Below are 25,014 nucleotides of genomic sequence, written 5' to 3'. Positions count from 1 at the left end.
GGTGACCGGCATGACGCTGGGCCTCGCCGCCGCATTGCTGGCGTCGCTCGGCTTCTGGTGGACGGGTCTGCGCCAGCATGGCGGCAAGGGACGGGCGGGCTGGCCCGCCGTCGCGGCGCTGGTGCTGGCGGTGGCGATCGTGGTGACGGTCAAGCCCGCCGCCGCAGTGGCCAAGACGACCGTCGACACGGCCTTTACCGAGGCGAAGCTGGAGGATTTGCGGAAGGCGAACCGCCCGGTCTTCGCCTATTTTACGGCCGACTGGTGCCTGAGCTGCAAGGTCAACGAAGCCGCCGCGATCGAGCGTTCGTCGGTGCGCGAGGCGTTCCAACACAACAAGGTGGCGGTGCTGGTCGGCGACTGGACCGACGGCGATCCGGTTTTGGGACGTTTCATCGAGCGGCATAACCGGGCGGGCGTGCCGCTGTACCTCTATTACGCGCCCGGCGCGAAGGCGCCGCAGGTGCTTCCACAGGTGCTGACCCCGTCGATGCTGGAAAAGCTGGGGGCGTGAAATCCTCCCCGCTCGCGGGGAGGGGGACCAGCCACAGGCTGGTAGAGGGGGCTATTTACACGGCAAGTCCTTAGTGGCGATCCCCCTCCACCACCGCTTCCCGGCGGTCCCCCTCCCCGTGCCGGGGAGGATCGAGTTTCCCCCTTGCGTACCCCCATCATGCGGTGCAGCATGGAACCTGAACACTGGGGGGAGCGTAACGACCGGATGGGGACTATCGCCGCGTTCGACGAAATCATGGGGGCCGCTGGCAAGGACATGCCGCGCCCCGAACTCTCCGCGCTTCAACGCTGGCTCGATCACACCCCCGATAGCGAACTCCGCCGCCGCCAGCAGTCGGCCGAGGCGACCTTCCGCCAGCTGGGCATCACCTTCGCCGTCTATGGCGAGAGCGACGCGGCCGAGCGGATCATCCCGTTCGATATCGTGCCGCGCGTTTTTCTGCCCGACGAATGGGCGCGGCTGTCCGAAGGGCTGGTCCAGCGGGTCGAGGCGATCAACGCGTTCCTCGACGACATTTATGGCGAGCGGAAGATCCTGCGCGACGGTATCCTGCCGCCCGACCTGATCTTCGGCAATCCGCAGTTCCGACCTGAAATCGCCGGGATGCGCCCGCCGCATGGCGTCTGGGCGCATATCTGCGGCATCGACCTGGTGCGCACCGGGCCGGACGATTTCTTCGTGCTGGAGGACAATGCCCGCACGCCCTCGGGCGTCAGCTATATGCTGGAGAACCGCGAGGCGATGCTGCGCCTCTGCCCCGAACTGTTCCGACAGTTCCGGGTGGCGGCGGTCGACAGCTATCCCGACCGGCTGCTCGCCACGATGAAGTCGGTCGCGCCGCATGGCGTGGCCGAGCCGACCTGCGTCGTGCTTACGCCCGGCCATTTCAACTCGGCCTATTACGAACACAGCTTCCTGGCCGATTCGATGGGGATCGAACTGGTCGAGGCGGCCGATCTGGTGGTCGACGACGACATCGTCTGGATGCGCACCATCGCGGGTCGGGTGAAGGTCGATGTCATCTATCGCCGGGTCGATGACGATTTCCTCGATCCCCTGGTCTTCCGCCCCGATTCGATGCTGGGCGTGCCCGGCCTGATCGCGGCCTATGCGGCGGGCAATGTCGCCATCCTCAACGCGCCGGGCAATGGCATCGCCGATGACAAGGCGATCTACAGCTATATGCCCGATATCGTCCGCTATTATTCGGGTGCCGAACCCAAGCTGAAGAATGTCGAGACCTGGCGCTGTCGCGAGCCCGCAGCGCTGGCATATGTTCTCGACCATCTGGACGAACTGGTGGTCAAGCTGGTCGACGGGTCGGGGGGCTATGGCATGCTGGTCGGCCCAACCGCGACCAAGGCGCAGATCGAGCATTTTCGCGCCGTACTGATCGCCGAGCCGCATCGTTATATCGCCCAGCCGACACTGGCGCTGTCCACCGTCCCGACGCTGGTCGAAAGCGGAGTCGCGCCGCGGCATGTCGATTTCCGCCCCTTCGTCCTGACGGGCCGCAACGGTGTCGAAGTGACGCCCGGTGGTTTGACCCGTGTGGCCCTGCGCGAAGGCTCGCTGGTCGTCAATTCCAGTCAGGGCGGTGGCACCAAGGACAGTTTCGTCCTGCTTCATCCCGAACCCGACAGCTGGGTGCAGGTGCAGGGCCAGCAGTCGCAGATCCAGACGCAGGGAGTACGCTGATGCTCTCGCGCACCGCATCCTCGCTCTATTGGCTGGGCCGCTATTTCGAGCGGGCCGACTTCATCGCCCGGCTGGTCGAGGCGACCGTCCGGCTCGACGTGCTGTCGCCGCGTTCGGCGGGGCTGGCCGCCTGGGGCTCGGCCCTCGCCGTCACCGATACCGCCAGTGCATTTGCCGAGGGCGGGCGCGAGCTGCGCCGCCGCGAGGTCGCACGCTTCCTGACGGTCGAGGCCTGCCACCCCGGCTCGATCGTGCGCTGCGTCGACATGGCGCGGACGAACGCACGGGCGGTGCGCACCGCGCTGACCCGCGAGGCGTGGAGCGCGATCAACCGCGCCTGGCTGCATTTCGAGGCGAAGCCCGCCGCCGACGATCCCACCGCGGTGCTGGGGCTGGTCGAGGCGGTGAAGAACGAGACCCGCGGCTTCGAGGGCGCCGTCCACCGGATGCTGCGCAACCAGACGACGTGGTTCATCCGGCTGGGCCAGGCAGTCGAGCGCGCGGACAATACCGCCCGGTTGCTCGACGTGAAATACCACATCCTGCTGCCGGCGGGCGAGCGGATCGGCGGCGTCGTCGATCGTGACCAGTGGACGACGATCCTCCAGACCGTGTCCGCCGTCACCGCCTATCGCTGGCTCTATTCCGACGGGCTGAAGCCCGCCAACGTCATCGACCTGCTGATCGCGCGCACCGAATTGCCGCGCAGTCTGGCGGCGTCGGTCGAGGAAACGGTGGACGTGCTGGGGCAGCTTGCCCGGCGAACGGGGCAGCATGGGGAGGCGGATCGCATGGCGAGGTTGCGTGCCAATCGGATGACGAAGACGCGGTCGGGGGATGTGATCGCGGGCGGGCTTCACCAGTTTCTCGAAGCCTTTATCCAGGAGAATGCCCTGCTGCACGGCGCCATCGGCCGTCAGTTCAAGTTCGCCTGATGCGCATCGCGATCGAGCACCAGATCGTCCACCGCCCGAAACCGGGTCGGCCGACGCTGGTCCAGATGCTGCGCCTGACGCCGGAAAATTACGACGATCAGACGGTGGCCAACTGGCATATCGATGTGGACTGCGACGCGCGGCTGCGGCGCGGGCAGGACGGGTTCGGCAATGCCGTCACCATGCTCTACATCCAGGACGCGCCCGAGACGGTGACGATCAGGGCGACCGGCGAAGTGCTGACCAGCGACGCGCATGGCCTGGTGCGCGGCACCACCGAGACGCTGCCGCCCGCGCTATTCCTGCGCGCGACCCCGGCGACGCCCGCCGATGCGGCGATCGCGGCCTTCGCCGAAGAGGCGATACACGGCGCGGACAGCAGCCTGGCGGCGCTCCATGCCGTAAACGCCGCGCTCCACCGCCGTTTCGCCCGTGACGCGCCAGGCGCCGCGACGGACGCGGCGGCAGCTTTTGCACTGGAGGCGGTGGGAGCGTGCGATCTCGCCCATATCTTCTGCGTGGCGGCGCGGTCGCTGGGCGTCCCCGCCCGGTTCGTCTCGGGCTTTGCGGCGCTGCATGATGCAGCGAGCGCCACGGCGCATTGCTGGGCGGAGGCCTATATCGAGGGACTGGGCTGGATCGGTTTCGATCCCAGCATCGGCCTCAGCCCGCAGGAGCGCCATGTCCGGGTCGCGGTCGCGCTGGACGCTGCGGGGGCGACGGCGGTGTCGGGCGAGGCGTGGCGGGAGGTCGCGTTGATCGAGGCGGCGCAGTAAAGCCGTATCAGGCTTTGGACTTGTTCCTCCCCTTGCAGGGGAGGAATGGGTGAGCATCGATCTCCGGCTCAGACTTCGCCGGCCTCGATCGCGGTTTCGACCGGCGGCGGCGCGATCGGGGTGGGGCTGTCGCCGGTAAAGGGTGCCCAGCCGCGCACGGTCAGCGCCTCCAGCGGCTGATAGCGGGTCTTGTACGCCATGCGCGGCGAACCCTTCACCCAATAGCCGAGATAGACGAAGGGCAGCTCGGCGGCGCGGGCGCGCAGGATGTGATCCATGATGATGAAATTGCCGAGGCCGGGGCGGCTTTCGTCCTGCGTCTCGAAGAAGCTGTATATCATCGACAGGCCGTCGCCCTGCCGGTCGGTCAGGCAACAGCCGACCAGCCGCCCGCGCGTTCCGTCCGCCGCCATCGGCTCGCGATATTCGACCAGCACCGACTGGACGGGCGACAGTTCGACCATGTCGGCATAGTCGCTCTCGTCCATCGCCGCCATGCCGCCGCCGGGATGCCGTTCGCCCAGATAGCGGCGGAGCAGCGCGAACTGCTCGGCGGTCGCCCAGGGTTGGCACGCCGTGACTTCCAGATCGGCGTGACGGCGCAGGAGCTTGCGCTGGGTGCCGTTGGGGCGAAAGCCGCCCGCGACGACGCGCACCGACACACAGGCGCTGCACCCCGCGCAGGACGGGCGATAGGCGACCCCCTGGCTGCGGCGAAAGCCGATACGGCTCAGCGCTTCGTTCAGTTCGTCGGCATGGTCGCCGCTCAGCTCGGTGAACACCTTGCGCTCGTCGCGCCCCGGCAGATAGGGGCAGGGGGCGGGGCTGGTGACGAAGAAGCGCGGAAAACGAAAGGGCGCGGTCACCGCCGGGCAGTTCCTTCGAGTGGGAAACGACAAGCCTCTTTAACGATCTTCCCGTCCGAAGCGATGGGGCAGCATCGTTCGGAAACGGGACGAATCGTAAAAATGCGGTGTTCTGGCTAGGCGAGTTCGACCTGGGTCGTCTCGTATCCCGCTGCACGCAGCGCCTCGATCAGCCGGTGGAGGTGAAGCGCGTCGCGCGTCTCGCACTCGATATCGGTGATCAGGCCCTTGGCGGGCAGGGTGGTGAAGACGCGCTGGTGATAGACCTCGATGATGTTCACCCGCTCGCGGTCGAAGATGCGCGCGACGTTGAACAGCGCGCCGGGCTGGTCCTGCAACCGGATGCGCAGGCGCGCCAGCCGACCCGAGCGGGCAAGGTCGCGTAGCAGGACGTTGGCGAGCAGGCGCGTGTCGATATTGCCGCCGCACAGCACGATGCCGACCGTCTTGCCCCGGAAGCGTTCCGGGTGGGACATCAGCGCCGCGAGCCCGGCCGCGCCCGCGCCTTCGACCACCGTCTTTTCGATCTGAAGCAGGGCGCTGACCGATTCCTCCAGATGGCGTTCGTCGACCAGCACGATCTCACGCACCAGCTGCGCCACCATCTGCGAGGTCAGGCCGCCCGGTACCTTGACCGCGATACCCTCGGCCAGCGTATCGCCCGCGCAAGGCAGGTCGGTGCCGTTCAGCTTGTTGTACATGCTGGGGAACAATTCGGCCTGGACACCGACGACCTCGACCGGCTTGTCGGCCGCCGCTGCGACCGTGGCGATGCCGGAGATCAGGCCGCCGCCGCCGATCGGAACGATCAGCGTGTCGATGTCGGGCGCGTCCTCCAGCATTTCGAGCGCCACCGTGCCCTGGCCTGCGATTACGCGCGCATCGTCGAACGGATGGACGAAGGTATAGCCGCGCTCTGCCTCCAACTCGCGGGCATGGGCATAGGCGGCGTCGAAATTGTCGCCCTCCAGCACCACGGTCGCGCCGTGACCCTCGGTCTGGACGACTTTCACGATCGGCGTGGTGCGCGGCATCACGATGGTGGCGGGGATGCCCAGCCGATTGGCGTGATAGGCGAGACCCTGTGCATGATTGCCCGCCGACGCGGCGATGACCCCCTTGGCGCGGGCTTCGTCCGAGAGTTGCAGCAGGGTGTTGAGCGCGCCGCGTTCCTTATAGGCGGCGGTGAATTGCAGGTTCTCGAACTTGAGGTACACGGTCGCCCCGGTCAGCTGCGACAGCGTCCGGCTGATCAGCGTCGGCGTACGGATGATCCGGTCCGAAATGCGCGCATGGGCGGCACGGACATCGTCGATGGTGACGATCGGGGACGGGATTTCCGAAGCGGCCTGAACGGCGGTGCGACTAACCATATTCGTGCCGTAGCCGATCGCGGGCGGCAGGTGAACCGTTTCGGGTGGCACTACTTGTCTCCCCTCCCGCAGGCGGGAGGGGCCGGGGGAGGGCAACGGGTCTCACCGAGCCTGTCCTATGTCGCTTTCCCTCCCCCATCCCCTCCCGCCTGCGGGAGGGGCGTGTCTGGACGAACGCAAAGGCTTTTTCGCGGAACGCCTCCCACTGTTGCATTGCGGCATCGCTCGCCTCTCGAAATCGTGCAGTGATGCAACAAGCCATCGGCCCCTGCGTTGCTGGCCTTTTGGGGCCATGCTAGGGCGTCGCGATGATCACAGGGTTGCCACGGATGTCGCCGATGATCCTCTCCATCACCGGCACGATCCCCCAGTCATGAGCGTCTCGCCCACCGGGATCGCCACCACCGCGAACAAGGACATCTATCCTCACCCGCCGCACGGCATGGCGCGCCTCGCGCTGGGCGCGATCGGTGTCGTGTTCGGGGATATCGGTACCAGTCCGCTTTATGCGTTCCGCGAAACCTTCGCCAATCCGCACCATCCCCTGCCGCTCGACAATGCGCATATCCTGGGCGTCATCAGCCTGATCTTCTGGTCGATGATGATCGTCGTCTCGGTCAAATATGTCGCGATCATCATGCGCGCCGACAACAAGGGCGAGGGGGGCAGCCTGGCGCTGCTGGCGCTGGTCTCGGGCCAGACCAAGACGCGGCGCTGGTCGCGCGGGATCGTATTGCTCGGCGTGTTCGCGACCGCGCTCTTCTACGGCGACAGCATGATCACCCCCGCCGTCACCGTGCTGGGCGCGGTCGAGGGTCTGGCGGTGGCCGCGCCGGCCTTTGGCGGCTTCGTGCTGCCGATCGCGATCACCATCCTGATCGTGCTGTTCAAGATCCAGCGTTCGGGCACCGAGCGGGTCGGCCTGTTCTTCGGACCCGTCATGCTCGTCTATTTCGCGGTCATCGCGGTGCTGGGCATCATGAGTTTCGTCCAGACGCCGGAGGTGTTGCAGGCGCTGTCGCCGCATCATGCGGTGCGCTTCTTCTTCATCGATCCCCTGCGCGGGTTCCTGGCGCTGGGTTCGGTCGTGCTGGCGGTGACGGGGGCCGAGGCGCTCTATGCCGATATGGGCCATTTCGGGCGACGGCCGATCGGCCTGTCCTGGCTGGTCTTCGTGCTGCCGGCGCTGATGCTGAACTATATGGGGCAGGGCGCGCTGCTGTTCCGCGAAGGCGCCGCAGCCCTGGAAAGCCCATTCTACATGCTGGCGCCGGAAGGCCTGCAGCTGCCGCTGGTGATCCTGGCGACGGCCGCTGCCGTCATCGCCAGCCAGGCGGTCATCACCGGCGCTTTCTCGGTCACGCAGCAGGCCATCCAGCTGGGCTTCATGCCCCGCCTGCGCATCGAGCATACGTCGGCGGCGACCGCCGGACAGATCTATATCCCGCTCATCAACTGGATGTTGATGGTGATGGTGATCCTGCTGGTCCTGTTCTTCCGCTCGTCGTCCAACCTGACCTCGGCCTACGGGATCGCGGTGACGGGGGCGATGCTGATCGACACCTGCCTGCTGGGTGTGGCGCTGACCCGGCTCTGGAAGTGGCCGCTCTACGCCGCTCTGCCCCTGCTGGGATTGTTCTTCCTGGTCGACGGAGCCTATTTCCTGGCCAACCTGACCAAGGTGCCCTCGGGCGGCTGGGTGCCGTTGCTGATCGGCTTCATCATCTTCACCTTCCTGACCACCTGGTCGACGGGCCGCAAGCTGATGATCCAGCGGCTGCGCGAAGGCACGATGCCGATCCACATCTTCATCGATTCGGCGGCGGGCGCGGCCAGCCGGGTGTCGGGCACTGCGATCTTCATGACCTCCTCGCCCGAGGGGGTGCCGCATGCGCTGCTCCACAACCTCAAGCACAACAAGGTGCTGCACGAGCGGATCATCCTGCTGACCGTCAAGATCATGAGCCAGCCCTATTGGCCCGAGGGCGACCGCGCGAAGCGCGACGATCTGGGCCATGGCTTCCACCGGGTTGTGCTACGCTTCGGCTTCATGGAAGAGGCCGACGTGCCCACCGCGCTGAAGCGGGTCGAGATGGAGGGCGGCGCGTTCAAGATGATGGACACCAGCTTCTTCCTGTCGCGCCAGACCCTGCTGGCGGCCGAGCGGCCGGGCATGTCGATGTGGCGCGAGAAGCTGTTCTCCTGGATGCTCCGCAACGCCGAGAGCGCGATGGAATTCTTCCGCCTGCCGACCAACCGCGTGGTCGAGCTGGGCAGTCAGGTGGAAATCTGAGCCAGCAACCAGCCCCGATCATCGTGACCGCCCTGTTCGGCCGTGCTGATCAGGGTGCGTTCGACGCGCTGCGTCGCCAGCATTTCCCGCCCGAGCGCAACGTCCTCGACGCGCATTGCACGCTGTTCCACCATCTGCCGCCCTCGGCCGAGGCGGAGTTGAGGCATCGCCTGAACGGCCTGACGCGCGGCGTGCGAGCCCCCGATGCGCGGGCGAGCGGGCTGATGTCGCTGGGCCGGGGCGTGGCGATCCGGATCGAATCGCCCGGCCTCGTCGCAATACGCCAGGAACTGGTCGACGCCTTTGCCGGAATGCTGACCCCGCAGGATGCCGGTGGGTGGCGCGCGCATGTGACCATCCAGAACAAGGTGACGCCCGCCACGGCGAAGCTGCTTCTCCAGCAGATGGAGCGGGATTTCCGGCCACGCGCCGTGGAACTGATCGGTCTCGGCGCCTGGTGGTATCGCGGCGGCCCATGGGAAATGCTTTCACGTCATTTGTTCGCTTGACGCCCGAAAACAGCCTGTCTATAGGCGCGCCTCCACCGGGTGGAACGCCTAGCATGGCGAAGTAGCTCAGCTGGTTAGAGCAGCGGAATCATAATCCGCGTGTCGGGGGTTCAAGTCCCTCCTTCGCTACCACCCGGTGTATTTTCCCCAGCATCCACGACGATGACCACGGCGCGTGGTTCACATCGACATGTACTGTAACAATCTTGTCAACATTTGCCATCTGATGTGACAAGTTAGGCGATCGCGGCGGCCGATAACGTTTTTGGTGGCCATAATTGATCCGGGTCGGGGAATTTGCCGGATTTACGACCTGTCCGGCATGGCATATCGATCCCGACTGTTATATCGTGCCTGTCATCTGGAGAGGAAGAGGCCCGAGGGCCGGGTGCTGTTGTGCGCCTTAACCTCTCCTTTTCCTCTGCAAAATAGGTCTGCGTCACGATGTCCTCCAGGAGCTTCGGATCTTAGGTCGTGAATGCCGCTGTCTATGCCTTGATAGCCAATAGCTGCATGGCGGCGCTTTTCGTCGTGACCTATGGCGTGATCGCGCTGTCCTATTCGCGACAGCGGGCGGCGGCCTGGTTCATGGTCAGCTATCTGCTGGGTTTCTTCACGCCGATCTGCCACCTGCTGGTCCTCTATACCGATCACGTCGCGCTATTTTCGGTCTTGGGTTACGGCATATTCCTGGGCGGCATCCTGACGATGGCGGTGGGCATACAGGCCTTTGTCGGGCATCGTCCGCAATGGCGGCTGACCCTGTTGCTATGGGTGGCCGGGCTGGCGTTGCGGGTGGCGATCGCGGACGGGCCGCGCAACACCTTGCCCTATGAAATGATGTTCCAGCTTCCCTTCGCCATCGCCTCCTTGGTCGTCATGCTGACGGCGCGTCAGATCGGGCAGGGTGGACCGATCCGGGCCATGTTGATCGGTATTTTCGGCGTAATCGGCGCGCATTTCCTGCTGAAGCCCTGGCTGGTGCTCACGCTCGGCTCGGGGCCTACGCCGAAATCCTATCTGAGCACCGTCTATGCGGTGATCTCGCAAATCTCGACGGGCGTGCTCTTGGTGGCGGCGGGACTGTGCCTGATGCTGCTGGTGATCCAGAAGGCACTGGAAGAGACGATCCTCGATGCCGAGACCGATCCGTTGACCGGGCTGACGAACCGGCGCGGCCTCTACCGCGCGGGTCCGCGCATGCTGGTCGAGGCGGCGATGCGCGGGGAGGGGCTCCATGCCCTGGTTCTCGACCTCGATCACTTCAAGGCGATCAACGACCGCCATGGCCATGCGACCGGCGACACGGTGCTGGTCGCCTTTGCGCAAGTGCTTCAGGCGCTGACCGCGGTCGACATGTTGACGGTGCGCATGGGGGGCGAGGAATTTGCCGTCCTGATCCCCGATGCCGACACCCGAGGATCGGACAATCGGGCGACGCAACTGGGCGATGCGATCCGCGACGCGCTGAAGCCCTTTGCGGCACGAGGGCTGCCCGACCTGACGGTCAGTGGTGGAATCGCACGGTATCAGGCGGGCGAGACGCTCGATGGCCTGATCGCGCGTGCCGATCAGCTGGCTTACCGTGCCAAGCGCGCCGGTCGCGACCGGATTTTGCAGAATGGTTCCGATCTGGCTGCCAAGCCCGACCAGCCCGACTGGGTGGATATGCGGCGGCTTGCGGCGGGTTGACCGGTCAGGCGAAGCGGTCGTGCGGATCGTGCGCGATCAGCATCGCATCGGGCCGGGCCAGCGCGATCAGGGTCAGGCCATGTTCGCGGGCATGATCGATCGCCAGGCTGGTCGGCGCGGATATCCCGACCAACAGGCCGACCCCGGCCACCAGCGCCTTGTCGACCATCTCATAGCTGATCCGCGAGGTCACGAGGATGAAGTCGGGGCGCAGTTCCGTATCGTGCGCCAACGCCCCCACGAGCTTGTCGAGCGCATTGTGCCGCCCGACATCCTCGGCGGCCGACAGGACTTTGCCCGACGCATCACAGGCGATGGCGGCATGGACCGCGCCCGTCCGCGCGTTGAGCGGCTGGTGCGTTCGGACAGTGCCGAGGGTGGCGAACAGCGTTTCCACGTCCACATCGGGCGCGGGAGGGCGTCCGGCGACGGGGCGGGCGATCTGCTCGAGACCGGACAGCCCACAGAGCCCGCAACTGGTATCGCTGGTCCGGTGGCGGACGCGGTCCTGCATCCGCCCACGCAGATACTCAGCCAGCGTAACCCGAACGATCCAGCCGCTTTCGGCGGCAAAGGGCTCGATGTCGAGAATGTCGCCGGGTGCGTCGACCAGCCTTTCGGTCAGGAGGAAACCGGTGGCGAAATCCTCCAGCCGCTCCGGCGTCATCATCATCACCGCATAGCCGAAGCCGTCCACTTCGATCGCGACCGGGCATTCCACGGCGACATCGCGTTCGATCGAGGACCCCAAGCCATTGGGCGCAAGGCGGATCAGCGTCAGTGTCCGGGCAGGCTCGTGGTCGGCCGTCACAGCGCGGCGAGGTCGGCGGGCGTGTTCACATTGGCGATCGGCTCGGGCGAGGCGATGGGGATCGCCCCGATCGCGCGCACCCAGCCACGCACCGAGCGATCCCGCCCGAGCGACAGATGGGCCATCAGATGCGCGCCCAGCGCAGCGGGCCACAGCCCCAGCACCGGCGCGTCCTGACAATAGCTCGGCTCGCGTCGCAGGATGGCCTCGATCAATCCCGGCGGAAGGCGTGGCATGTCGCATCCGATGGTCAGCACGCAACGAAAGCCGTGACTGGCGGCATAATCCAGCGCGCCCGCGATCCCGCCCAGCGGCCCCAGGCCTGGAGCGGGCATGTCGGGCACACCGTCCACGCCGCCGACCTGCACCACCCGCGCGCAATGCGGGGCGATGGTCGCACGGGCATGCGCCACCAGCGTCCGGTCGCCCAGCATCGCGATCGCCTTGTTCGACCCGAAGCGCGACGAGCGCCCGCCGGTCAGGACCGCACCCAATATACTCATGACGTCATGCTCATGCGGGGACGCGCACCTTCACCGGCACCGACTTGCCTGCGGGCACATGGCTTTCCAGCGCATGATGCTCCAGCGGGATCAGATAGTTGAGCTCGGGATAATAACCGCCGATGCATCCTTCGGGGATGTTGTACTCGACCACCCGCAGGCCCTCGACCACGCGTTCCTCGCCGTCATCGGCATCGCCCTCCAGCGCGATGGTCTGGCCATCGGTCAGGCCCAGCCGGGCGATATCGGCCTTGTTCATCATCGCGACCATCCGCGTGCCGCTGATCCCCCGGAAGCGATCGTCATAGCCATAGATGGTCGTGTTGAACTGGTCGTTCGACCGCAGCGTGATCAGCCGCATCCGCCCTTCGGCGGGGGGGATGCCCGAGGCGTCCATGGAGCGCGGCACGTTGAACTCGGCCCTGCCGCTCTCGGTTTCCCATTGGCGGTGCGAGGCGGGATTGCCCTTCCAGAAGCCGCCCGGCTCGAACAGGCGTTCGTTGAAATTGGCGAACTTGTCCGGATAGACATTCTCGATCGCGGTGCGGACAAGCCCATAGTCGCCAACCCATTCGTCCCACGGCACGTTGGGGTTTGGTTGCAAAACTGCCTTGGCGATTCCGGCAACGATGGCGGGTTCGGACAGCAGGGTGTCGGCGGCGGGTGTCGCCTTCCCGACCGAGCCATAGATATGGCTGAACGAATCCTCCATCGACACGGCCTGACGACCGCCTGTCTGCATATCCGTCTCCAACCGGCCGAGGCAGGGGAGGATATAGCTTTCCTCGCCCGGTACCAGATGGCTCTTGTTGAGCTTGGTCGCGATATGGACGGTGATGGGAAGTTTCGCCCAGGCCGCCTTCATCTTGGCATGTTCGGGTGTCGCGCGCAGGAAATTGCCGCCCAGCTGGACGAAGCCCTGCGCGGTGCCCGCGATGATCTGGCGACAGGCCTCGACCGTGTCCCAGCCATTTTCGGTCGGCGGTTCGAACTCGAACAGCTCCTTCAGCCGTTCGACGGGGGCGAGTTCGGTCTTCTCAGTGATGCCGACCGTACGCTGGCCCTGCACGTTGCTATGGCCGCGTACCGGACCCGGCCCGGCTCCCTCACGGCCGATATTGCCGCGCAGCAGGAGCAGGTTAACGATCATGTGCAGCGCATCAATGCCATAGCGATGCTGGGTGATGCCCATGCCGTACACCGCGATCACCCGCTCGGCCCGCATATAGACGCGCGCCGACTGTTCCAGCGCATCGCGGGTCAGACCCGAATCGCGGATGATGTCGCTCCACGCGGCATTGCGGCAGTAATTGGCGAAATCCTCGAACCGGGTCGTGTGCTGCTCGATGAAGTGATGGTCGAGGATGCGCTTGGTGCCCTTGGCGACGGCGCGGTCATCCTCCTCGATCACCAGCTTGCAGATGCCGGTCAGCGCGGCGATGTCTCCGCCCGCCTTCACCTGATGATACTGCGTCGAGATGTCGGTCGAGCTGCCGGTCAGCATCTGAACCGGATTCTGCGGCGAAGCGAAGCGTTCCCAGCCGCGCTCGCGCAGCGGATTGAAGGTCACGATCTCCACGCCGCGCTTGGCGCAGGCCTGGAGGTTGTGAAGCATCCGGGGTGCGTTGGTCGCGACATTCTGCCCGAAGGAGAAAATCGCATCGCACTTGTCGTAATCCTCCATCTGGATCGTCGCGACGGGCGATCCGATGGCGGACTTCAGGCCGACCGAGGTCGTCTCGTGGCACATGTTCGAGCTGTCGGGCAGGTTCTGCTGCCCCCACATCCGCGCGAACAACGAATACATGAACGAGGTTTCGAGGCTCGCACGGCCCGAGGCGTAAAGCACGACCTTCGTCGGATCGCAGGTCTTCAGCTTGGCCCCGATCGCGGCGAACGCTTCGTTCCAGCTGACCGCGACATATTTGTCCGACGCGCGGTCGTACCGCATCGGATGGGTCAGGCGGCCCGCCTGTTCCAGGTCATGGTCGGGCCACGCCTCCAACTCCTTGACCGTATGTTTGGCGAAGAAGTCCGGCGTGACGCGCAAGCTGCTCAGCTCCCAGGCGGTCGCCTTGGCTCCGTTTTCGCAGAACTCCGCGATATGTGGCTTGGCCGGTTTGCCCCAGGCGCAGCTGACGCACATGACGCCACCGGGCTTGTTCTGGCGACGCAGCGTATCAAGCGTTTCCGGGCCAAGCCCCTCCTTGGGCAAGATCTTGGCCATGCCCTTCATCGAACCCCAACCGCCCGCGGGGGCGGTATATTCGGTGATCTTCACATCGTCGTCGTCGTCGCGCATCGGGCAAACCTCCACTCACAACGTGCAACGAAGCAAGCGCGGATTGGCCGCATGAGAAGCGGTTCATTTTTGGACGCGCAGCGCCTATCTGGAGGCAAATCGTTTCACAGGATTCGGACATGACCACCCACACCACGCGTATGCTCATCCTCGGCTCGGGCCCCGCCGGGCTCTCTGCCGCCATCTATGGCGCGCGTGCGGGGATGCAGCCGATCGTCGTGCAGGGCATCCAGCCGGGCGGCCAGCTGACCACCACCACCGATGTCGAGAATTATCCCGGTTTCGCCGACGTCATCCAGGGACCCTGGCTGATGGAGCAGATGCAGAAGCAGGCGGAACATGTCGGCGCGCGGATGATGTGGGACACGATCACGCAGGTCGACCTGACCAACCGTCCCTTCCGCCTGATCGGCGACGGCGGCGATGTCTATGAGGGTGAGGTGCTGGTCATCGCGACGGGCGCGCAGGCCAAGTGGCTGGGCCTCGACAGCGAGGACGCGATGAAGGGCAAGGGCGTGTCGGCCTGCGCGACCTGCGACGGCTTCTTCTATCGCGGCAAGAAGGTCGCGGTGATCGGCGGCGGCAACACCGCGGTCGAGGAGGCGCTGTACCTGACCAACCATTCGGACGACGTGACGCTGATCCACCGCCGCGATTCGCTGCGCGCCGAACGCATCCTGCAGGAGCGGCTGTTCGCACACCCGAACGTCAAGGTCCTGTGGAACAAGGAAGTTCGCGAGTTCGTCGACGGTGGCGGCAATGCGGGCCTCGTCGCGCTCGATCTGGTCGACACGGTGACCGGCGAGCATAGCCGCCTGGATGTCGAGGGCGGCTTCGTCGCGATCGGCCACCATCCGGCGACCGAGTTGTTCCGTGGCCATCTGGAGCTGGACTCGGACGGGTACATCGCGGTCGAGACCGGCTCGACCCGCACCAGCGTTCCGGGCGTCTTCGCGTGCGGCGACGTGGCGGACAAGGTCTATCGCCAGGCGGTGACGGCGGCGGGCACCGGCTGCATGGCGGCACTGGATGCCGAGCGATTCCTGGCGGCGGCCGAGTTCGAGGACATGGCCAAAGCGGCGGAGTAAAAAATCCTCCCCGGCAAGGGGAGGGGGACCGCCGCGGAGCGGCGGTGGAGGGGGCGTGCCGCGGGGCAAGGCCTGTGTGGAAGCCCCCCTCCGTCAGGGCTGCGCCCTGCCACCTCCCCGTGCCGGGGAGGATTTCAAGATCAACTCAACCGGTCGATCGCCTCGGGCGTCAGCGACCCCGGGATCATCATCACCGGCACGGGCAACGCGCCCGCGTCGGTGCCGGAAAAGTGGCTGACCAGCTTGCCCGGCGCGCCGCTGGCCGCCGCACCCAGCACCAGCGCAGCGATGTCCGGATTGGCCGCGATGATTTCGCGGATCACCTTCGGCCCGTCGCCTTCGCGCACCGTGATCGAGGGGCGTAGGCCCGATTCGTCCAGGATCGTTCCCGCCGCACCGGCGAGCAGCGCCTCGGCCTGCTGGCGCGCTTCGTCCTCGATCGTCGCCTGCACGCCGCCGAACGCGATGAACTCCTGCGGGGGCAGCACCGTCAGGATTTCGATGCCTCCGCCGGTCTTCACCGCACGGCGGGCGGCGAAGCGCAATGCGATTTTCGATTCTGGACTGTCGTCGATTACGACCAGATAGATACGCATGGCGGCCCCCCATTTTGTGACATACCGATGCCGTTACATACTATTTCGTGCAAGGCCATGACTTGACCGGGCGCAATTCGGGCGCAAGAGACGGGCCGCTACGGAATTGGTTTGCCCCGAGAGGACCTCCATGTCGATCGAGATCAAGATGCCCGCGCTGTCGCCGACCATGGAGGAAGGCACGCTGGCCAAATGGCTGGTGAAGGAAGGGGACACGGTGAAGTCCGGCGATATCATGGCCGAGATCGAAACCGACAAGGCCACCATGGAATTCGAGGCGGTGGATGAAGGCGTCATCGCCAAGATCCTCGTCTCCGAGGGCTCCGACAATGTGAAGGTCGGCACCGTCATCGCGATCCTGGCCGAAGAGGGCGAGGATGCCTCGTCGGTCCAGGCACCTTCCAAGTCGGAAACCCCGGCTCCGGCCAACCCCATGCCGACCGACCCCACCGATCCCAACAAGACCGGCAGCGAAGCCAAGCCCGCCGAGCGCACGGTCGAGCAGGCCGAGGATCACGGCAAGCCCGCCGTTTCGGGCAAGCCGGCCGGCAACGGCGGTCGCGCGATCGCCAGCCCGCTGGCCCGCCGGATCGCGTCGCAAAAGGGGCTCGACCTTTCGGCCGTGACCGGCTCGGGTCCGAACGGCCGCATCGTGAAGGCGGACGTCGAGAACGCGGAGCCGGGCCAGGCCAAGGCTGCCGCTCCCGCCGCGTCGACCTCGGCTCCGGCGGAAACCGCTGCCGCTCCGGCCGCGGCACCCAAGCCCGCGCAGGTGCCGGATATCCCGCACGAGGCGTCGAAGCTGTCGAACATGCGCAAGACGATCGCGCGTCGCCTGACCGAATCGAAGCAGCAGGTTCCGCACATCTATCTGACGGTGGACATCCGCCTCGATGCGCTGCTGAAGCTGCGTGGCGAGCTGAACGCCGGTCTCGAATCGCGCGGCGTGAAGCTGTCGGTCAACGACATGCTGATCAAGGCGCTGGGCGTCGCGCTGATGGCGGTGCCGAAGTGCAACGTCATGTTCACGCCGGACCAGCTGATCAGCTTCAAGCGCGCCGACATCTCGGTCGCGGTGTCGACCCCGGCGGGCCTGATCACGCCGATCGTGTCGGAGGCCGATACGCGTTCGCTGTCGTCCATCTCGACCACGATGAAGGACTTGGCCACCCGCGCCCGCGACAACAAGCTGCAGCCGCATGAATTCCAGGGCGGCACGGCGTCGATCTCGAACATGGGCATGTTCGGCATCAAGCAGTTCGAGGCGGTCATCAACCCGCCGCAGGGCATGATCCTGGCGATCGGCGCGGGCGAGAAGCGTCCGTACATCGTCGACGACCAGCTGGGCGTGGCGACCGTCATGTCGGCGACCGGCAGCTTCGATCACCGCGCCATCGACGGGGCTGACGGCGCTGAGTTGATGAAGGTGTTCAAGGAACTGGTCGAGCGTCCGCTCGCCATGCTGGCCTGATAGGACAGGGCGGGGCCATGCGGGTCGGGATCGAGCTGTTCTATATCGGCCTGGGGCTGGTGGCGGCGCTCGTCATGACCTGGGCCGCCGCCTGGGCCTATCCGCTCGCCCGCACCGAAATCTGGTGGTGCGGGGCGGGGGCGGCGCTTGCGACGGTGGCGATGGGCATCGGCCCGCTCCACCGTGCGCGCATCGCCGACCGCATGGCGCGCAGGCATAGCGAACAATGAGCACGCTTCCCGACCAGCACCCCACCATCCGCGTCACCGCCATGCCCTCGGACGCCAATCCGTATGGCGATATCTTCGGCGGCTGGCTGATGGGGCAGATGGACCTAGCGGCGGGTTCGGTGGCGTCGCGCCATTCGGGCGGGCGCGCGGTCACGATCGCGGCGGAGGGCATGAAGTTCCACGCCCCCGTTCTCGTCGGTGACGAGGTGTCGGTCTATGCGACCCTCGTCCGCGTCGGCAACACGTCGATGACGATCGAGGTCGAAGCCTGGCGCCGAGCCCGCCACATGGAGGACGCGACCAAGGTGACCCAGGCGCGCTTCGTGTTCGTCGCGACCGACAAGGACCGCAAGCCGCGCACCGTTCCGCCGATGGCCGGGTAAGATCCATGGGCGATGCGGAGGCAGTGGACGGTCCCAGTGTCTTCGCGGCGTGTGGAAGCGCGTGGATATGTGGTTCGTTGACGACGCTTCCTATGACGTTCGTAATGGTTGCGATCTTTGAGGCGCCGCCATGGGGATGGCCGAGCCTCTGGGAAGTTTTTGGGTTTTTGATGCTGGCAGTCATATCGTCATGTGCGGCGGCGATTGTCAGCGGCCCTTTCATGCTGATCGTGGGGTTTCCGCTGGCCTTCGTCGCGTCGCGGTACCTGGGACGATCCCTGACTGGGAATAGTATTTTTGGTGGCATAGTCGGGGCGTTGGCCGGGGCAATCGCTCCGCTGAGTTTCTTCATGCCGCCTGGTTTCACTACGGCGGCGTATGCAGTGCCTTACGGCGCCTTCACTGGCTTTTTCGTGACAAGGATGCGTTATGGCTGACACTTACGACCTTATCGTCCTCGGCTCGGGTCCTGGCGGCTATGTCGCGGCGATCCGCGCGAGCCAGCTTGGCCTGAAGGTCGCGATCGTCGAGCGCGAGCGGCTGGGCGGCATCTGCCTCAACTGGGGCTGTATCCCGACCAAGGCGCTGCTGCGCTCGGCCGAGGTCTATCATTACATGACCCACGCCGCGCAATACGGCCTGTCGGTCGAAAAGCCCTCGTTCAGCCTGGACAAGGTGGTCGATCGCAGCCGCAAGGTGGCGGGCCAGCTGAATGCGGGCGTCAAGGGCTTGATGAAGAAGAACAAGGTGACGGTCGTCGAGGGCGTCGGCACCATCACGGGTAAGGGCAAGCTGTCGGTCGTCCAGGGCGACAAGACCACCGAGCTGACCGCCAAGCACATCATCGTTGCCACCGGCGCGCGCGCCCGCGACCTGCCGTTCGCCAAGGCGGACGGCGAGCGGATCTGGACCTATCGCCACGCGATGGTGCCGCCCGCGATGCCGACCAAGCTGCTGGTCATCGGTTCGGGCGCGATCGGCGTCGAGTTCGCCAGCTTCTACAACGACATGGGCGCCGAAGTGACCATCGTCGAGATGCTCGACCGGATCATGCCGGTCGAGGACGCCGAAGTCAGCGAGTTCATGACCAAGCAACTGACCAAGTTCGGCATGACCATCAAGACCAAGACCGGCCTTGAGAAGCTGGAAGCGACCGCATCGGGCGTGAAGGCCGCGATGAAGGGTCCCGACGGCAAGGTCGAGACCGCCGAGTTCAGCCATGCGATCGTCGCCATCGGCATCGTCCCCAACACCGAGAATATCGGTCTGGAGAAGCTGGGCGTCACCACCGATCGCGGTCACATCAAGACCGACGGTTTCTGCCGCACGAATGTGGACGGCATCTGGGCGATCGGCGACGTGACCGGCGCGCCCTGGCTGGCGCACAAGGCGAGCCATGAGGGTGTGATCGCGGCAGAGGCCATCGCACAGGCGCTGGGCAACAAGGATGTCCATCCGCATGCCATGGACAAGGGTAACATCCCGGGCTGCACCTATTCGCGTCCGCAGGTCGCGTCGGTCGGCTTCACCGAGGCGAAGGCCAAGGAAGCCGGATACAGCGTGAAGGTCGGCAAGTTCCCCTTCATCGGCAACGGCAAGGCCATCGCGCTGGGCGAGGCCGAGGGTTTCGTAAAGACCGTGTTCGACGCCAAGACCGGCGAGCTGCTGGGCGCGCACATGGTTGGCGCGGAAGTGACCGAGATGATCCAGGGCTATGTCGTCGCCCGCCAGCTGGAGACGACCGAGGCCGAACTGATGGAAACCGTGTTCGCGCACCCGACCATCTCGGAATCGATGCACGAATCGGTGCTCGCCGCTTACGGGCGCGCGATCCATATCTGATTTTTGCCGATCCGGTTATGGGGAAGGGGCTCGCTGCGGCGGGCCCCTTTTTCGTTTGGGGGGGGCGTGGCCTTCGACTTCGCTCAGGCTGAACGGGGTGAGGGGATCAGCTAAACAGCCGTTCAGCCTGAGCGAAGTCGAAGGCCAAGGGAAAACCCTCACAACCCAGCCAGGACCGCCTCGCTCTCCACTACCTCCGCGAAGTCCGCTGCCAGCAAGCCCATGGTGACGTCGAAGATCACCCTCGCGTCCAAACCGGCAGAGAGCAGGTCGAACCCGATCACCCCGTCTCGCACCACCGTCACGCCAAACCCCAGGTCCGAGGCCGCGCGCACTGTCGAGTTGACGCAGAATCCCGCTACGGCCCCCACGACATGGATATGCGTGATCCCCCGCTCGCGCAGATGCGCCTCCAGCCGGGTCGTGGCGAAGGCCGACGAACTCCGCTTCACGAACACGGCCTCGTCGGGCCGGTCTATCGCACAGGTCATGGGCGGATAACCGGGAGCATCAGGGTGCAAAGGTGAAGCGGGATCGGCGGCTGCGTGGCGGATGTGGATCACCGGACGCTGGTTACGTCGAAAGCGTCTGCGAGCGTTGCTATCGTTGCAGGCGCATCCGGATGGATATGCGGCCGCCCCGCCTCGATCCGATGCTGCATCTCCATCTGCATGTCGATGATGACCAGTGCCGTGTCGCTATTCATCCGATTTCCCCCGATCGACGCCCGCCTACCACCTACGCGTGGGAAGGCGATGCCGCTATCCCCGCGCAACCGCGACGACACGGCGCATTCCGCTTGCGAAACATCCGGCTTTGGCCGCATCGGTCATATCCGTCATGACCCGAGCCCATAGCCATCGCCTGCGCATCATCGTCGCGGCCCTGATCCTGTTCGGGCTGAGCGTCATCGTCTTCGCGCCGGGGTTCGTCCAATATGACAGCGTCGGCCAGTATGCGCAGGCGCTGACCGGAGAATATGACGACTGGCACCCACCGATCATGGCGCGGCTCTGGTCGCTGTTCGTGGCTCGCGGCGCTGCGCCGATGCTGGTGCTGCAACTGGCCGGATGGTGGCTGGGGCTGGGGGCGCTGGCCGCGGCGATTGTCGACCGGCGGCCGCGCGGCGCGCTTCTGGTGCTGGCGGTCGGGCTGGTGCCGCCATGGCTCGGCTGGCAGGTCGCGATCCTGAAGGATGCGCAGATGACGGCCGCGACGCTGGCGGCGGTCGGGATCATCGGCTGGTGGCGGCTGCGGGGGCAGGCGGTGCCGCGCGGGGTCTGGGCCGCGGCGGGCGTGCTGCTGGCCTATGCCGCATTGGTGCGCGCCAATGCGATCTTCGCCATCGCCCCGCTCGTCGCACTGCTGGTCACGGAGCGCTGGCCGCGCCGGATCGCGATCACCGTGGCGCTGACGCTCGCGACGCTGGCGGCGGCGCCCTTCGTCAACCATCGGCTGCTCGGTGCGGCGGACAGCGGCGTGGCGCGGACCCAGGCGCTGTACGATCTGGCGGGGATCGCGGTGCGGGTGCCCTATGACCCCCGGCTGGGCCTGTCCCCCGCCGAAGTGGCGGACATCCGCGCCAAGCAGTGCGTGAAGCCCTTCTTCTGGGACCCGCTAGGCGAGCCGGCCCGCTGCGGCACCCGGCTCCAGCGGTTCGAGACGACCCCGCCGGGGCAGATCTACGCCAAGCTTGCGCCGGCGATCCTGCATCACCCGCTCGCCTATGCCGCGCAACGGCTGGCGCATGTCAATTCGACCTGGCGCTTCTGGGTGCCCGCACGCTGGATCAATGCCGCCCCACCGCAGGGGAGCGAGCCGAACGACTATCATCTCGGCCAGCCGGGTCGGACCGCGCTGGCGTGGCAGAAGATGGCGGGGCTTTGGGTCGATGTCCCGATCATGTGGCCGATCGTCTGGCTGGTGCTCGCCGCCGGGGGGCTGGCGGTGACGCGCGGCCATGGCTTTGCGGGGGCGCTGTTCGGCTCGGCGCTGGGGCTGGAAGCGAGCTTCCTGGTCATCAGCGTGGCGTCGGACTTCCGCTATCATTTGTGGCCGATCGTCGCGTGCGCGCTGGGGATGATCATCGCCAAGCCGTGGCGGGGCGACCGGCGGATCGTGCTGGCGACGGGAGCGGTGCTGGCGGCCGTACTGATTCTCGGCGGGATTGCGCGGGCGACCCTGCCGTTGCCGCCACAGAGTTATGACGCGATGCTGATCTGAACCCCAAAACCGCCGCGCGGCGTTGATCGCACCGAAAGGAGCCGCGCATGGCCGACGATCACGAACAGATTTACGCCGATTTCAAGGAGGCCGTGAACATTGCCCCGGCCGAGCTGGAAAAGTTTCTCGACACCGACAAGTCGCAGGAGGTGGGCCAGAAGAAGGGCGGGTCGGGCGAGAGCGTCGGTCATGAATCGGGCCGCCGGATCGTCGAGATCAAGCGCAAGAAGAAGGCCGATCTAACCGACGAGGATTACGCCCATATGAAGAAGGTGGTCGGCTATGTGCACCGGCACCTGAAGCAGGGCGGGCCGGACAAGGATGTCGAGCATTCGCCGTGGCGCTATTCGCTGATGAACTGGGGGCATGATCCGTTGAAGGATTGAACGTTCACCCAAGCGGCAGCCCTCGATCACTCGCTCAGTTGCGCCGGTTGCGTTCGTTCGTGCTGGTCATGTTCAGCGCCCGGCGAAACTCACCCACGCCTTCCTGGCCGATGTTGTCGAATTTCTGCCATTCCGCCTCGGTGTTGCAGACGCGGGTAGGCAGAAAGGACCCGGTCGGCGTCAGCGAACGGCAGGTCTTCTTGACCTTGGACTTCTCCGCGCCCTGTCCCGCTTGCGCGATGGCGGGCGGGGTGGTCGTCATGACCGCCAAAGCCATCATCAGTGCGCCGACATAGTTCATTCCGTCATCTCCCCTTGAGTTGCGGCAGGATGCGACAGCATTGCAGACGTATCAAGCGCCGATGGGTATGCGAACGGACTTTTGTAACCGCATGAAAAAAGGGCCCGATCTTTAGACAGAGCCCCTTTTTCCATTCCGAACGATCAGGCCGCGACGTCGTACGGCTTGATCTCGCCCGCCAGATACAGGTTGCGGGCCTTGGCGCGGCTCAGCTTGCCCGAGCTGGTGCGGGGCAGGGTGCGTGGCGGGATCAGTTCGATCACGCAGTTCATGCCCGTCACCGCGCGCACCCGCTCGCGGATTTCGTCGCGCAGGCGCAGGCGCTCCTCATCGTCCGAGCTGCGGCACTGGACCAGCACGGCGGGGGTTTCCTCGCCGCCAGGCGTGGTGATGGCGAAGGCAGCGATGTCGCCCGCCTTGAAGCCGGGCAGCTGCTCGACCGCCCATTCGATATCCTGCGGCCAGTGGTTGCGGCCGTTGACGATGATCATGTCCTTGGCGCGACCGACGATGTAGATATAGCCCTTGGACATGTAACCCATGTCGCCGGTGTCCAGCCAGCCATCGACCAGACAGGCATCGGTCGCGGCCTGGTCGCGGAAATACCCGACCATGACCGACGGGCCCTTGCACCAGACCTTGCCAATCGCGCCGTCGGGCAGGGGGGTGCCGTCCTCCTCGCGGATTTCGATCACCATGTCGCGCGCGGGCTTGCCGCAATTGACGATGGCGCGGAAACGTTGCGGCCGGTCGGTGCCTTGCGCGCCGCCCGACAGCTGGGTTTCCTCGACCAGCTCGACCCGGATGCCCTCGCCCGGCGGCATGATCGACACGGCCAGCGTGGCCTCGGCCAGGCCGTAGGAGGGCAGGAAGGCGGTGGCGGGGAAGCCCGCATCGGCAAAGGCGTCGACGAAGCTCTGCATGACGTCGGGGCGGATCATGTCCGCGCCATTGCCCGCGATGCGCCAGCGCGACAGGTCGAAACGGTCCGACGCCTTGGTCTGCGACGAGATGCGGCGCGCGCAAATGTCATAGCCGAAGGTCGGCGAATAGCTGACCGAGGTGCCGGGATTGCGGCTGATCATGTCCAGCCACGCGAGCGGACGACGGGCGAAATCCTCGGTCTTCAGGTAATCGGTCGAGACCTGGTTGGCGATCGGCGACAGGAAGCAGCCGACCAGACCCATGTCATGATACCAGGGCAGCCAGGAGATGCAGCGGTCGCTGCCCTGGATCTTCATGCCATGGCTGTGCGCCGCCAGATTGTTGAGCAGCGCATGATGGGTGATCGCCACGCCATGCGGGAAACGCGTCGAGCCGCTGGAATATTGCAGATAGGCGATCGCCTCAGGATCGGCCTTGGGCAGTTCGGTCTCCGGTGCCGCGCGGGTGGCGAAGCTGTCCCAGTCGATCCCTTCGCAGCCAGCGGCCTCGGCGGCGGCGCCCGCCATCTGGGCCAGTTCGGGCGGGAAGATCAGCATCTTGGGATCGCAGCTGGCAAGCTGGACGCGCAACTGCTCGATATAGCTGTCACGGCCGCCGAACGAGGTCGGCAGCGGCAGCGGCACCGGCCACGCGCCCGCATAGACCACGCCAAAGAACAAGGCGGCGAATTCCGGCCCCGTCTCGGCCACGAGCGCGATGCGATCCTCGGGCTTCACGCCGCTGGCGATCAGGCGGCGGGCGCAGGTCAGCGCATCCTCGCGCAGTTCGGAGAAGGGATAGGGCCGCGACAGGGTGCCGCGCGCGTCGTGGAAGTTCAGACCGCGCTTGCCCGAGGCCGCATAGTCCAGCGCTTCGCCCAGCGTATCGAAGTCGGCGAAGCGGCGCGGCAGCGCATCCTCGGTCGGCGTCGCGATGATGGCGCGCGCGTCGTCCTGATGGTGCTCGATCGTCATGGCCTTGCCTTCGTTCCTTATGCTTTTGCGCCCCCGCAAAGTGATCGCGCGGCGACGAGTGATTCTTTTCCACCATCAAATGGCGGCTTCCCGCGTTCTAAATCCGGTGTCAGTGTGGCACAAACAAGGCGTGTCCGCCGATCGTCGCCCCCCCAAACCCCTTGATCCCAAAACGTTGGAAACGTTCGCGCTACGATATGTCGAGCGATTTGCCACGACCGAAGGCAAGCTGATCGATTACCTGACTCGCAAGCTGCGCGAAAGGGGCTGGGTGGGGGAAGGGCCGCCAGACCCGCGCGGGCTGGCGGCCCTTCCCCCACC

At 65.8% G+C, this 25,014-nt stretch carries 25 protein-coding genes, 1 tRNA gene and 1 pseudogene; 17 read left to right on the top strand and 10 right to left on the bottom strand.

All coding sequences use genetic code 11. The annotated features are described in order from the left end of the window. The 4 genes from NS355_RS00365 to NS355_RS00350 all read left to right on the top strand — a co-directional run. Positions 1–514 (top strand): thioredoxin family protein (locus tag NS355_RS00365; RefSeq protein WP_209444998.1); only part of this gene is annotated, 514 nt, incomplete at its 5' end. A gap of 207 nt (positions 515–721) precedes the next feature. Then, positions 722–2,215 (top strand): circularly permuted type 2 ATP-grasp protein, encoded by a 1,494-nt coding sequence (locus NS355_RS00360; RefSeq protein WP_058743842.1) that lies wholly within the window; start codon positions 722–724, stop codon positions 2,213–2,215. Further along, positions 2,215–3,150: an alpha-E domain-containing protein gene (locus NS355_RS00355; protein WP_058743841.1), complete on the top strand. Its 936-nt coding sequence runs from the start codon at positions 2,215–2,217 to the stop codon at positions 3,148–3,150. The genes NS355_RS00360 and NS355_RS00355 overlap by 1 nt, the downstream gene beginning before the upstream one ends. After that, the gene (locus NS355_RS00350) at positions 3,150–3,926 is read left to right on the top strand and encodes a transglutaminase family protein (protein WP_058743840.1); all 777 of its coding nucleotides are present in this window, start codon (positions 3,150–3,152) and stop codon (positions 3,924–3,926) included. The genes NS355_RS00355 and NS355_RS00350 overlap by 1 nt, the downstream gene beginning before the upstream one ends. Positions 3,927–3,994: 68 nt before the next feature. Here NS355_RS00350 and NS355_RS00345 read toward each other — a convergent pair whose 3' ends face one another. After that, entirely contained in the window at positions 3,995–4,792 is a 798-nt protein-coding gene (locus NS355_RS00345; RefSeq protein WP_058743839.1) for an arginyltransferase, read from the bottom strand. Between the two features lie 116 nt (positions 4,793–4,908). Next, positions 4,909–6,165, bottom strand: a complete 1,257-nt coding sequence (locus NS355_RS00340) for a threonine ammonia-lyase (RefSeq protein WP_058743838.1) — start codon at positions 6,163–6,165, stop codon at positions 4,909–4,911. A 442-nt stretch (positions 6,166–6,607) separates the two neighbouring features. Here NS355_RS00340 and NS355_RS00335 point away from each other — a divergent pair, with 442 nt between their 5' ends. The 4 genes from NS355_RS00335 to NS355_RS00320 all read left to right on the top strand — a co-directional run bounded on the left by NS355_RS00335 (position 6,608) and on the right by NS355_RS00320 (position 10,659). Continuing rightward, entirely contained in the window at positions 6,608–8,458 is a 1,851-nt protein-coding gene (locus NS355_RS00335; protein WP_430726984.1) for a potassium transporter Kup, read from the top strand. After that, positions 8,455–8,967 carry a 2'-5' RNA ligase family protein gene (locus NS355_RS00330; RefSeq protein WP_058743844.1) on the top strand — a complete coding sequence of 171 codons (513 nt, stop codon included), beginning with the start codon at positions 8,455–8,457 and terminating at the stop codon, positions 8,965–8,967. The genes NS355_RS00335 and NS355_RS00330 overlap by 4 nt, the downstream gene beginning before the upstream one ends. A 55-nt stretch (positions 8,968–9,022) precedes the next feature. Then, positions 9,023–9,099: transfer RNA gene (locus tag NS355_RS00325), tRNA-Met, on the top strand. Positions 9,100–9,480: 381 nt separating this feature from the next. Continuing rightward, positions 9,481–10,659, top strand: coding sequence for a GGDEF domain-containing protein (locus NS355_RS00320; protein ID WP_058743837.1), 1,179 nt, complete (start codon positions 9,481–9,483; stop codon positions 10,657–10,659). A 4-nt stretch (positions 10,660–10,663) separates the two neighbouring features. On the opposite strand, the gene fdhD is transcribed toward NS355_RS00320, so the two are convergent. The 3 genes from fdhD to NS355_RS00305 are packed head-to-tail and all read right to left on the bottom strand — an operon-like array spanning position 10,664 to position 14,275. Next, positions 10,664–11,470, bottom strand: coding sequence for a formate dehydrogenase accessory sulfurtransferase FdhD (fdhD, locus tag NS355_RS00315; RefSeq protein ID WP_058743836.1), 807 nt, complete (start codon positions 11,468–11,470; stop codon positions 10,664–10,666). Beyond that, positions 11,467–11,973 (bottom strand): molybdenum cofactor guanylyltransferase, encoded by a 507-nt coding sequence (gene mobA, locus NS355_RS00310; protein WP_058743835.1) that lies wholly within the window; start codon positions 11,971–11,973, stop codon positions 11,467–11,469. Before mobA ends, fdhD begins: the two co-directional genes overlap by 4 nt. 10 nt (positions 11,974–11,983) lie before the next feature. Next, positions 11,984–14,275 (bottom strand): FdhF/YdeP family oxidoreductase, encoded by a 2,292-nt coding sequence (locus NS355_RS00305; RefSeq protein WP_058743834.1) that lies wholly within the window; start codon positions 14,273–14,275, stop codon positions 11,984–11,986. Positions 14,276–14,394: 119 nt separating this feature from the next. On the opposite strand from NS355_RS00305, the gene trxB reads away from it, so the two are divergent. Next, positions 14,395–15,363, top strand: coding sequence for a thioredoxin-disulfide reductase (gene trxB / locus NS355_RS00300; protein WP_058743833.1), 969 nt, complete (start codon positions 14,395–14,397; stop codon positions 15,361–15,363). A 140-nt stretch (positions 15,364–15,503) separates the two neighbouring features. Here the strand turns inward: trxB and NS355_RS00295 are convergent, their stop codons facing one another. Further along, entirely contained in the window at positions 15,504–15,959 is a 456-nt protein-coding gene (locus tag NS355_RS00295; RefSeq protein WP_058743832.1) for a universal stress protein, read from the bottom strand. 130 nt (positions 15,960–16,089) lie between these two features. Between NS355_RS00295 and NS355_RS00290 the strand changes: the two genes are divergently transcribed. From NS355_RS00290 to lpdA, 5 genes are all read left to right on the top strand, one after another. Continuing rightward, positions 16,090–17,430, top strand: a complete 1,341-nt coding sequence (locus tag NS355_RS00290; RefSeq protein ID WP_058743831.1) for a pyruvate dehydrogenase complex dihydrolipoamide acetyltransferase — start codon at positions 16,090–16,092, stop codon at positions 17,428–17,430. Positions 17,431–17,447: 17 nt separating this feature from the next. Continuing rightward, the gene (locus NS355_RS00285; RefSeq protein WP_058743830.1) at positions 17,448–17,660 is read left to right on the top strand and encodes a hypothetical protein; all 213 of its coding nucleotides are present in this window, start codon (positions 17,448–17,450) and stop codon (positions 17,658–17,660) included. Then, entirely contained in the window at positions 17,657–18,043 is a 387-nt protein-coding gene (locus tag NS355_RS00280; RefSeq protein ID WP_058743829.1) for an acyl-CoA thioesterase, read from the top strand. Before NS355_RS00285 ends, NS355_RS00280 begins: the two co-directional genes overlap by 4 nt. 92 nt (positions 18,044–18,135) lie before the next feature. After that, positions 18,136–18,480 (top strand): hypothetical protein, encoded by a 345-nt coding sequence (locus tag NS355_RS00275; protein ID WP_153007968.1) that lies wholly within the window; start codon positions 18,136–18,138, stop codon positions 18,478–18,480. Continuing rightward, positions 18,473–19,885: a dihydrolipoyl dehydrogenase gene (gene lpdA, locus NS355_RS00270; protein ID WP_058743827.1), complete on the top strand. Its 1,413-nt coding sequence runs from the start codon at positions 18,473–18,475 to the stop codon at positions 19,883–19,885. Before NS355_RS00275 ends, lpdA begins: the two co-directional genes overlap by 8 nt. 158 nt (positions 19,886–20,043) lie before the next feature. On the opposite strand, the gene NS355_RS00265 is transcribed toward lpdA, so the two are convergent. Beyond that, a complete protein-coding gene (locus NS355_RS00265) occupies positions 20,044–20,448 on the bottom strand; it encodes an isochorismatase family protein (protein ID WP_209444997.1) in 405 nt (134 codons plus the stop codon). Beyond that, positions 20,445–20,591 (bottom strand): hypothetical protein, encoded by a 147-nt coding sequence (locus tag NS355_RS19175; RefSeq protein WP_209444996.1) that lies wholly within the window; start codon positions 20,589–20,591, stop codon positions 20,445–20,447. The genes NS355_RS00265 and NS355_RS19175 overlap by 4 nt, the downstream gene beginning before the upstream one ends. Before the next feature lie 134 nt (positions 20,592–20,725). On the opposite strand from NS355_RS19175, the gene NS355_RS00260 reads away from it, so the two are divergent. Continuing rightward, positions 20,726–22,108: a hypothetical protein gene (locus NS355_RS00260; protein WP_058743826.1), complete on the top strand. Its 1,383-nt coding sequence runs from the start codon at positions 20,726–20,728 to the stop codon at positions 22,106–22,108. Positions 22,109–22,155: 47 nt separating this feature from the next. Next, a complete protein-coding gene (locus tag NS355_RS00255) occupies positions 22,156–22,494 on the top strand; it encodes a DUF3140 domain-containing protein (RefSeq protein WP_058743825.1) in 339 nt (112 codons plus the stop codon). 34 nt (positions 22,495–22,528) lie between these two features. On the opposite strand, the gene NS355_RS00250 is transcribed toward NS355_RS00255, so the two are convergent. Together NS355_RS00250 and NS355_RS00245 are read right to left on the bottom strand one after the other, a co-directional pair. After that, positions 22,529–22,795: a hypothetical protein gene (locus NS355_RS00250; protein WP_058743824.1), complete on the bottom strand. Its 267-nt coding sequence runs from the start codon at positions 22,793–22,795 to the stop codon at positions 22,529–22,531. A 143-nt stretch (positions 22,796–22,938) separates the two neighbouring features. Further along, positions 22,939–24,693 (bottom strand): fatty acyl-AMP ligase, encoded by a 1,755-nt coding sequence (locus NS355_RS00245; protein WP_058743823.1) that lies wholly within the window; start codon positions 24,691–24,693, stop codon positions 22,939–22,941. On the opposite strand from NS355_RS00245, the pseudogene NS355_RS19170 reads away from it, so the two are divergent. Then, a pseudogene (locus NS355_RS19170) lies at positions 24,692–25,014 on the top strand (hypothetical protein); the annotation flags it as partial. The gene NS355_RS00245 and the pseudogene NS355_RS19170 sit on opposite strands and share 2 nt — an antisense overlap.

This window comes from Sphingomonas yabuuchiae, assembly GCF_001477495.1.
Taxonomy (GTDB): Bacteria; Pseudomonadota; Alphaproteobacteria; order Sphingomonadales; family Sphingomonadaceae; genus Sphingomonas; species Sphingomonas yabuuchiae_A.
This window is presented reverse-complemented; position numbering and strand designations above follow the sequence as displayed.